Genomic DNA, 8,766 nt, shown 5'->3' with positions numbered 1-8,766 from the left:
ACCGAGGACGGTGTCGACGCCGAAGCCGGCAATGATGGTATCGTCGCCCCCACCGCCGAGCACGAAGTTGCTGCCGGGCACCTCGCCGGGTCGGTAGCCCGCCGGGAGCGGTCCGTCGCAGGTGTCGCCGAATAGCAGGTCACCGCCCGCGTCGCCGAACACGGCATCGTCGCCGAACCCGCCCTGCGCGGTGTCACCGCCGCCGCCCCCCAATACGGTGTCATTCTCCGCCAGACCGTCGAGCTGGTCTGCGCCATCAAGGCCGATCAGGAGGTCGCGCTCCGGCGTGCCTGACAGCTCGTCCCAGCCGGGCCTGCCGATCACCGTCGCCATTGCGGTCGCCTCCCGCCAGATTGTTTGTATTTGTCATTATATTCATTTTACCGCACCGGCCGGACACCGCGTCGCACGGGTCCGCGAGGGCAATGTGGTCGGTCACCAGTGGGGATGTCGCTGCGAGGTCTCCTGCGACGTGAGCGATCCGCTGGCGACATCGGCGCCGCTGGGTGCGGAGTGGATGGGGACGCTGGAGCAGGCACCACAAGGGACGGGCTTCCTCCGAGCCATCCGTTCAGTGCCGCCTCCAGTGTCAGGGCAGCTTGAACTCCCCCGTGCTGCGATGGATTGGCTGCCCAGGACATTGGCAGTGATGCCCAACCCTGCCCCGACTGGACTCTTGTGACGCTGCTCCAAGGAGAAGACAGACTGGACTCTTGTGATTCTCAGTCTCCTGACCGCCCTGACCCAGAAGCCACTCAGCGGTTCGTGCCACATCAAAAGGCGCTGCCCACACCGCCCGGGGCTGTAGATCATGGTCCCTGCAGATGCCGCCGCACACTACATGCCCAGGGCGGCCCGCCGCCAATCCTCCTAGGCGCCGTGCGGTGGCATGCTGGACTCTTGTGACTCACGCAGTCCCGAGTCGCGGTGGGCGCGGGGCTAAGGAACGTCGTGGCATTCCGTAGTCGCCCACTGCCGCTCGGCTGATCTCTTGTGACGACAACCCTGGACTCCTGCGATCGACATCGCAAACCATCAATGGGTTAGCAGGTTACCCCCTGGACTGTTGTGAGCATACTAATAGAGATAACAAATATCTTTCCTAGTAGTCTCCGATCACAGGAGTCCAAGTGGACGTGACATGGGCTTTTCCGGCAGCGTGCTGGTCAGTGCGGAATCGGATGGCTCTGGAGGAGTGGCGTTGTGGCCGCGGTGCACAAGCTCATTGAGGAGCTGGGCCGACAGGGGGCTCTGAAGGCAGCCGAGACAGATGCCGACCGTCGCGCTGTCGAAGCCGCAATCGCGTATATGAGCGACGAGGAAGCTGGCATCGGCTTCCTTTATAGTGGCTGGTGCCAAGCTGCGCTTCCCCACAAGCGGTTGGCCGACGATGCAGTCTGGAAGGTACAAACCGAGCGCGTCACGCTTGTCGTTGAGCCAGGTCGTCGAAACCTTGCCGGCGACGACACTGCATTCTGCGGAGTCCCGTTCGGATCCAGGGCGCGGCTAATCCTGCTCTACCTGCAGTCGGAAGCTCTGCGCACCAACTCCCGAGATATCGAACTCGGCCGCTCCCTGCACGCTTGGCTCGGGCGTCTAGGGATCCCAATCGGAGGCAAGAGCTTTAAGGACGTCCGTGAGCAAGCTGATCGCCTCTCCCGTTGCCGGCTCACTTTCCATGTGCAGCAGGGAGGTCGCGCCGGCCTGATGAACCAAAACATCGTCGACGCAGCCATGTTCGTAGACGACGACAGCGCCCAGGGCAGCTTATTCGTCGAGACAGCGCGACTTTCAGAAACCTTTTTTGAGCAACTGAGAAAGCACCCCGTTCCGCTTGAGGAAGCAGCGATCCGGGCCATCAGCAACAACAGCCAAGCACTCGACATTTACTGCTGGCTGGCATACCGGCTCCATGTTCTACCCCAGGCGCGGACTGTCAGCTGGCCAGCGCTTTATGCTCAGTTCGGTAGTTCCTACAAAAAATTGGCGCATTTCAAGATGCGATTCGTTGATTCACTGAAAGTCGCAACGGCGGTTTACCGAGAAGCTGAGGTTGAGCTCGAGAGCAAGGGACTTGTACTGAAGCCCTCGCGCCCACCGATCGCACCAAAACTCATTTCTGCCGTCGGCAGTCCAACCACAAGAGTCCAGCCGGTCGGTGGCTGAAACTGGGGGCGCTGTCCCGACTCGCAAGAGTCCAGCTTTTACCCACCGCGCCTGCTTGTGCCGTTCGGCTACGACACTTCAAGCCTCGGCCCCCAATTCGCGCAACTCGTCGTCGATACGCGCGAGACGCTCAAGCAGCCGGGTTTTCTCTTCAAGTAGCACACGCCGAGGGTCATCCAGAACTGGCCGCCTGCCTCTCTTCCAGGTGAGAACAGCACTACGGCTCGTTCGCGGGGAGACCAACCCATCTTTCTCGGCTTCAAGCAGCAATCCCTCATCGTCGAGCCGAACAATCTCGTAAGCTGCTGAGTACGCAAGTGGCAGGCGGTCCTGGGGCACCTTGCCTTCATCCACGAACCGCGCGACCGCGCACATTCGGCTCGCAGTCGCGGGCGAGAATGGCATTGCGCAACGTCCATCCACAATCCGGAAAAGCGCCGCGTAGACCGCGGAATGCTCCTCGCGGAGGCGTAACAGCCGCCGGCCGACTTTGACGGCCTCGTCGCGCATGTTGCCAAAGTGACGGCTAACGTCACGGACGACGCTCGTGATGCGGGTGAAGGCCTCTTCAGGAAGTTCGATCTGAGCACTGCGCAGGCTGGATCGGACTGCATCCTCGATCTCAGCGGCGGTTCGGGCAGCGCTCTCAAACCCCTCAGCCCTGTCATCAGCAACGGGGGTGGCAACCGGTGCAGGCACATTGTCTTTCACGGTGAAAGACGCCGGCTGCCGACGGGAGCCAAGAGCAATGGTCTCACGGGCTTTCAGCATGACAGGCACCCTCGCGTGAACTTCCAGACGCCATCCATCTCGGCCAAACCGGCAGCATCTCCGAGTTCTGCGACAGCCGAGCCGACATCGAAGGCCCGCCAAACCTCATCGCGCATCGTTATTTCGACCGGGCAGAGTGGTCCGTACTCCGCGAGTTCCGCCCTGGCCTCCCGGAGGCTGGTCCGGTTCTTGACAATTTTGTTGAGAAGCCAAATTGATTTGAGGCCGCTCTTTCGGAACTGCCCCATGAAGTCGATGACCTTGCTGTAGCTTGGTCGCTCGGGTGGTGTCGGAATGATGATCAGGTCCATTCGGGGCGCCAGCGACGCCAGCACTGCCTGCAAGTTCGGGTCAATGCCAGGTGGCATGTCAAAGACCGCCAAGTCGTAATCCCGCTCAGTCTGGTCGAGAACTGCTTCCCATTCGTCCAGGGGTGCCGGACCGACATCGACTTGCGCCATGTCAGCCATGGATGGATGCAGCGCTCGCGCCTCGAACCAAGTTGTCAGGCTCTTCTGCCCATCGAAGTCGACGCCAATCACCCTGAAGCCGTCTTGTGCGGCGGAGACGAGGAGGTTCGAAGCGACGGTCGTCTTGCCCATTCCCCCTTTGCTCGCAAACAGCATCACGCGCCTGCAGGCGCGTGCTTCCCCTTTCTGCATCTGAGCTCCCCCAGCTGTACGATGCCGCAGGAGAGTAGCGACCTGCGGAACGACTAGAAAGCGGGAAATAGCTGCGCAAACCGCAGCAGGCAAACTTTCACGGTGAAAGAGGACACGCTCCAGGGCGGCAGCACCAGGCTTTAAACCACTCGCGCCGGCACAGAATTAGCCGTCGAGTTGCAGCCCGGCGGCGCGCACCACGCCGCGCCAGCGGGCGATCTCCGATGCCTGAAAGCTGGCCAGCTCAGCCGCGCTCTTCCAGGCCGGCTCGAAGCCTGCGCTCGCCAAGCGCTGGCGCGCGCCGGGCGCCGCCATGATGCCGCGCACGGCGTTCTCGACCCGCGCCCGCAGGTCAGCCGGCATGGCCGGTGGCGCGTAGATGGCGATCCAGGAGGTCACTGCGAAGCCGGCGAGGCCGGCCTCCTGCATCGTCGGCACCTCCGGCAACTGGTCGGTGCGGTAGGGGCTGGTGACAGCCAAGGCGCGCAGGGTTCCGCCGCGCACCGCGCCGGCGACGGTCGGCAGGTTCTCGAAAGCCACCTGCACGTCGCCGCGCTGCAGCAGCACCAGGGAGTTGCCGGTGGCCCCGAAGGGGATGCCCGTCAGCTCGGTGCCGGTGCTCTGGCGGAACAGCTCTGCCGTCAGCTGGTTAGAGGCGCCGACACTGGTGAAGCCGTAGTTCAGCGCGCCCGGCCTGGCGCGCGCAAGGGCGATGAACTCCGCCACGCTGCGCGCCGGCAGCTCCGGCGGCACGACCATGACGTTGACGAATTCGGCCACCAGCCCGATGGGCGTGAAGTCGGCCACCGGATCGAAGGACCAGTTCGCCATGACGGCCGGCGGCAGGCCGTGGCTACCGAGGCCGCCGACCAACAACGTCGCGCCGTCCGGCGCCGCGCGCTTCAGCGCCTCCAGCCCCAGCACGGCATTGGCGCCGGGCCGGTTCTCGACCACCGCGGTCGTGCCGAGGCCATCGCGCAGCCCTTCTGCCAGGATGCGCGCGACCAGATCGGTGACGCGGCCTGCCGCGAAGGGCACCAGGATGCGGGCATGGCGCGGCGGCCAGGCCTCCTGCGCCCGGAGGTCACGCGGAGTGGCGGCCAGTGGCAGGGCGGCGGCGGTCAGCAGGGTGCGGCGGCGCATCGGGCCCTCCTTAGAGGAACATGGTCAGGTTCTTCGCCAGCAGCACGGACTGGTCGAGCAGCACCTCCCGCCGCAGCAGCCGCCAGCCCTTCGCCCCGCGCAGCAGCGTGTCGCGGCGGCGGCCGATCAGCAGGTCGGTCTCGTCCTCTAGCCGGTTGCGGTGCAGGACGAAGCGGCAGCCGGCCAGCACGCGGTCCTCGTCTGCCTCCAGCACGCGTATGCCGGCGAGGATGCGGGTGATGCGGGAGGCTGGCTCCTCCGCCCAGTGGATCCCCGTCTCTATCTGCCGCACCCGCTGCTCGAGTGTCGCGTAGCCTTCGTCCACCCACATCAGGTCGCGGCCGGGCTGCGTGCGCTCCTCGGCCGGCAGGCGGTCCGGCGCCAGATTGCGAGCGATCGGCATCGCCACGCGCACATCGGGGTGCAGCAGGCCCAGCCAGTCGCGGAAGCGACGGGCATCCAGCAGGTCGGCCTCGGCCAGCAGCCAGTCCTCGATCTCAGCCCGCAGCAGCAGCGCGGAGAGCGCCGCCTCACTCGGCGGCATGCGGCACCCGCGCGGCCCAGGGTTCGCCACGCAGGAAGTCGGCCCAGCGGCTGTGGAAGATGCGGGCGTTCTCCTCGGTCAGCTCGCCGCATTCCACTGCATCTCGCAGGCCGGGCGCCGGGCGGGCATGGCCCATGCCCATCTGGTAGTTGTAGGGCCGCCGGCGCGCTATCGGGCCCAGGCTGGCCGCGGTGGCGTAGGACCAGTTCTCCATATCGTCGCTCTCGGTCATCCCGCCGGGGCCGGAATAGCGCAGGAAGTAGACGCGGGCCGCGTCGTTGACCGCCTGCGGCGCCGCCGCATCCTCCAGGCACCAGCGCCAGAGCTCGGTGACGGTGGGCGAGACGGGGTGGGCGACCACGATGGTGCGCGGCTGGCGGCCGTGGAAGCTCATGTTCGGGAAGATGGTGCCCACCGACATTGCCACGCGCGGCCGGCCGGCGAAGTGCGCCAGCCGGGCCTCATGCGCCACGCGGTACCAGTCGTTCACCTCCGGGTACAGGGCCCAGGCGTCGTTGTAGGGCTCGGGTTCGGTGGTCGGCAGTTCCCCCAGCACGCCATGGCCGCGGCCGGGGAAGCCGATGGCGAGCCGCGGTCTGAAGGCGGCCCGCCGCCCCTTGCCGCCGGCCGGCCCGATGCCGACCAGGTCCACCGAGCGGTGGCTGATGTCGTGGTACATATCGCCGATGAAGTTTTCCGGCGCGAATTTCCAGTTGCAGTTCACCCGCCACTTCTGCACGCCCGCCACCACACGCGAGCCGCCGGGCGACCCGTCGCGCCCGTCCAGCGCGTAGTCGAGGTAGAGGCGCATGTCGCCGAGATAGTCGAGGAAGTCGGGGGCGTTCTCGTCCCAACTCGCCCAGATTGTGCCCTTGTAGATCTCGAGCCGCGGGGCACGGCTGAGGCCCCAGTCCTCACGCCTCAGTTCGCCGCGATAGGCCTTGTCGAAATGCGGCACGCCGATCAGGGCGCCGGGGACGCCGGCCAGCCTGCCATCGTTGCTGAAGGACCAGCCATGGTAGGGGCAGGTGAAAACCTTTGCCTTACCGTGGTCGTGCCGGCAGACCTTCATGCCGCGATGGGTGCAGGAGTTCAGCAGCGCATGCACCTGCCCGTCGCGGTCGCGGGCGACAATGACGCTTTCAGTGCCCATGCGGGAGGTGAAGAAATCCTCCGGCTCCGGAATCTGGCTCTCATGGCCGAGGAACAGCCACACGCGGGTGAAGAGCCGCTCCTGCTCCGCCTGGAAGACGCCGGGATCGGTAAAAGCGGCGCGGTCCACCGTGCCTGCCGCGAGGTCCACGAGGCCGGAATAGTCCAGCGCGTCGGCCATGCCCGTCTCCATCCTGCGCCGCGATGCTGCCAGGAAAGCGCCGTGCCGAGCAATTCGCGACGGACGTATCGCAGATCATGCCGCCGGCGGCAGGATCGCCCAGCGGGCAGGGCAGGGCAGGGAATGATCTGCTAGGAAAGGGTCCAGCCGCCCCCGCGGATGATCGCAGCGTCGGTTGCCGCCGGCACGTTCCAGTCCAGCGTGTCGTTGAGGTGCCGGAGGCGACTGCCAACGACGTCGCGGATCGGCTTTGCTTCCTGTCGTGACGCCAGCCCCTCCTCCATGACCTCGTCCAGGGCCGGCAGGATCCGTTCGGCCAAGCTCCGCAGGCGATCGAGGGCGCGGCGAACCGCCGTCCGCGATCGACCACCGACGGCATGGCCGGCCAGCCGCTCCCAGTCCTCGCGGCGAGCGCTGTTCCAGGTCTCGTCGGGGCCGATCCGCATGGCGAGGTCGTGGCTCACTTCCCCGATGATGGCCACGCAGACCACATCGTAGAACGGCGCCAGCCGGAGAAGGGGCCTAGCCGGTAGGCCGGGCACCGCGGTGGGGCGGGTCTCGTAGCGCGCCGCCCAGTTCTTCCAATGGGCATCGCTGTTGCCGAGTAGCCAGTTGACGAAAGCGGCGCGCAGGATGGCGTCGCGTGCATCCACCGCCGGCGAGCAGGCCGCGGCGAAGACCCCGAACAGCTCGGCGAAGCCCGCCGTCAGGCCCGCATTCTCGGCATCGGCCTGATACTTCAGCGTGCGGTCCAGTCCGTGCACCTGGGCCGCATCCTCCTGGTGCAGGCGCCGGATGACGCCACCCGGCTCCCGCCTGCGGTCGTAGCGGGTCACCACCAGCACGGGCACGCCGGCGATGATCTCGCGTCTGGCCTCCACTGTCTCGAGCCCGAGGCGGCGGAAGACCTGCAGGCAGAGGAACTCGTTGGCGACGATGCCGCGCGAGCGGCCGTCGGCCCTCTCGACCTTCAGGATGTGGGTCGTGGGCGCGCCCTGTCGTGGTCTCAGGTAGCGGTCCCTGTCGATCGCCAGGGCGAACTTCGCCTGTACGCCGGCGAGGCTGAAGCGCAGCGCCTGGCTCGGCGCCCGGCCAGCCGCCACGGCGCGCACCGTGTTGGCGAGCTCGGCCTCGGACATCGGCTCATAGTCCCGGTCCAGGATACCGGGGATCTTGGCAGGAGGGGAGCCGGCCGGCAGCACGGACACGGCGCCCGGCGCCTCAGCGCCGATCACGCCCAGCAGGCCGAACACGTCGCCGGTGTCGAGACGGTGTTGTGCAGCGATCGCTCCTCTGGGCTCGCCTTCAGGGAGAAGGTTGTCGAAGAAGGCCCGCAAGGCGCGGTCATCGTAGGGCTCCTCCCGCGGAGGGAGGCGAACCGAAACCGGCGGTGCCGTAGGGCTACGGTAGGCGAAGGTCACCGACAGCCCCGAGCCTCGGCGCAATTCACCGACCGGAGCGGGGTCGCCTTCCAGCCACACATCGAGGACATGAGGCAGGCGGGCGCCGCTCATGGCGCCTTGTGGGCGCCGCTGGGGAAGGCCACAAGCTCGATCCCGAGGTCGGCCAGCACCTGCAGCACCAAGTCGAGCCGCACGCCGCGGTCGCCACGCTCCAGGCCCGCCAGTAGTCCGCGGCTCACGCCGATGCGCGCTGCCATCTCCGCCTGGTTCAGCCCGCGTCCGACGCGTTCGGCGCGGACGAGCGCACCCAGATTGGTAGCGTGCTGGACCCGTAGGGGCGCCTGGGTCGAGACCTCCGCCCTGGCGAGCGGCCTGCCGCCGCGGTTCTGTGAATGGCTCTCTGACATAGGTTGTGCCTCGGAGGCGGAGCATAATCCTTCTTGAGGCGGCCATCCACCAGTTTAGCTCTGACTTCGGACCCTAACCCATGGTGCGGCACCTAGTCGGCATTTGCGCCCTAAAATCGGAGCATAACTCCGCAGTGCGCTGCTCCTGTTCGATCTGCGCCTGAGTGCCAGACCACGAATATAGCAGCAGGACATTGTCGAACCGAGGCTCTCGCGGTGTACCTGCTCATCCCCCGGTGACGATGGGCCTGCCGCTTGGCGCTGGGGAAGTGCTTGACGTGTGCCGTGAGCTTTTGATTCAAGCTCGGGATGGACCGGCTTCCCGACCTGTCTTCGC

8 protein-coding genes and 1 pseudogene are annotated in these 8,766 nt (G+C 66.4%); 1 reads left to right on the top strand and 8 read right to left on the bottom strand.

Translation table 11 applies throughout. The features are described from left to right. Positions 1 to 333 (bottom strand): annotated as a pseudogene (locus LHA35_RS27045) (hypothetical protein); the annotation flags it as partial. A gap of 870 nt (positions 334 to 1,203) precedes the next feature. Here LHA35_RS27045 and LHA35_RS27040 point away from each other — a divergent pair. Next, positions 1,204 to 2,166, top strand: a complete 963-nt coding sequence (locus LHA35_RS27040) for a replication protein RepA (protein WP_226614240.1) — start codon at positions 1,204 to 1,206, stop codon at positions 2,164 to 2,166. Positions 2,167 to 2,244: 78 nt separating this feature from the next. Here LHA35_RS27040 and LHA35_RS27035 read toward each other — a convergent pair whose 3' ends face one another. The 7 genes from LHA35_RS27035 to LHA35_RS27005 all read right to left on the bottom strand — a co-directional run bounded on the left by LHA35_RS27035 (position 2,245) and on the right by LHA35_RS27005 (position 8,429). After that, positions 2,245 to 2,937 (bottom strand): hypothetical protein, encoded by a 693-nt coding sequence (locus LHA35_RS27035; RefSeq protein ID WP_226614239.1) that lies wholly within the window; start codon positions 2,935 to 2,937, stop codon positions 2,245 to 2,247. Continuing rightward, positions 2,931 to 3,599 (bottom strand): ParA family protein, encoded by a 669-nt coding sequence (locus LHA35_RS27030; RefSeq protein WP_226614237.1) that lies wholly within the window; start codon positions 3,597 to 3,599, stop codon positions 2,931 to 2,933. Before LHA35_RS27030 ends, LHA35_RS27035 begins: the two co-directional genes overlap by 7 nt. Before the next feature lie 165 nt (positions 3,600 to 3,764). Beyond that, entirely contained in the window at positions 3,765 to 4,742 is a 978-nt protein-coding gene (locus tag LHA35_RS27025) for a Bug family tripartite tricarboxylate transporter substrate binding protein (protein WP_226614235.1), read from the bottom strand. A gap of 10 nt (positions 4,743 to 4,752) precedes the next feature. After that, entirely contained in the window at positions 4,753 to 5,286 is a 534-nt protein-coding gene (locus LHA35_RS27020) for a 3-phenylpropionate/cinnamic acid dioxygenase subunit beta (RefSeq protein ID WP_226614234.1), read from the bottom strand. Beyond that, positions 5,273 to 6,619, bottom strand: coding sequence for an aromatic ring-hydroxylating oxygenase subunit alpha (locus LHA35_RS27015; protein WP_226614233.1), 1,347 nt, complete (start codon positions 6,617 to 6,619; stop codon positions 5,273 to 5,275). Before LHA35_RS27015 ends, LHA35_RS27020 begins: the two co-directional genes overlap by 14 nt. 131 nt (positions 6,620 to 6,750) lie before the next feature. Continuing rightward, on the bottom strand, positions 6,751 to 8,133 hold the full coding sequence (locus LHA35_RS27010; RefSeq protein ID WP_226614232.1) for a HipA domain-containing protein: 1,383 nt from the start codon (positions 8,131 to 8,133) through the stop codon (positions 6,751 to 6,753). Next, positions 8,130 to 8,429 (bottom strand): helix-turn-helix domain-containing protein, encoded by a 300-nt coding sequence (locus LHA35_RS27005; protein WP_226614230.1) that lies wholly within the window; start codon positions 8,427 to 8,429, stop codon positions 8,130 to 8,132. The genes LHA35_RS27010 and LHA35_RS27005 overlap by 4 nt, the downstream gene beginning before the upstream one ends. Between the last annotated feature and the right edge of the window lie 337 nt (positions 8,430 to 8,766).

The organism is Roseicella aerolata (assembly GCF_020523605.1).
Lineage (GTDB): Bacteria > Pseudomonadota > Alphaproteobacteria > Acetobacterales > Acetobacteraceae > Paracraurococcus > Paracraurococcus aerolatus.
Note: the sequence above shows the minus strand (reverse complement) of the source record. Positions and strands in the feature narration are given on the sequence as shown.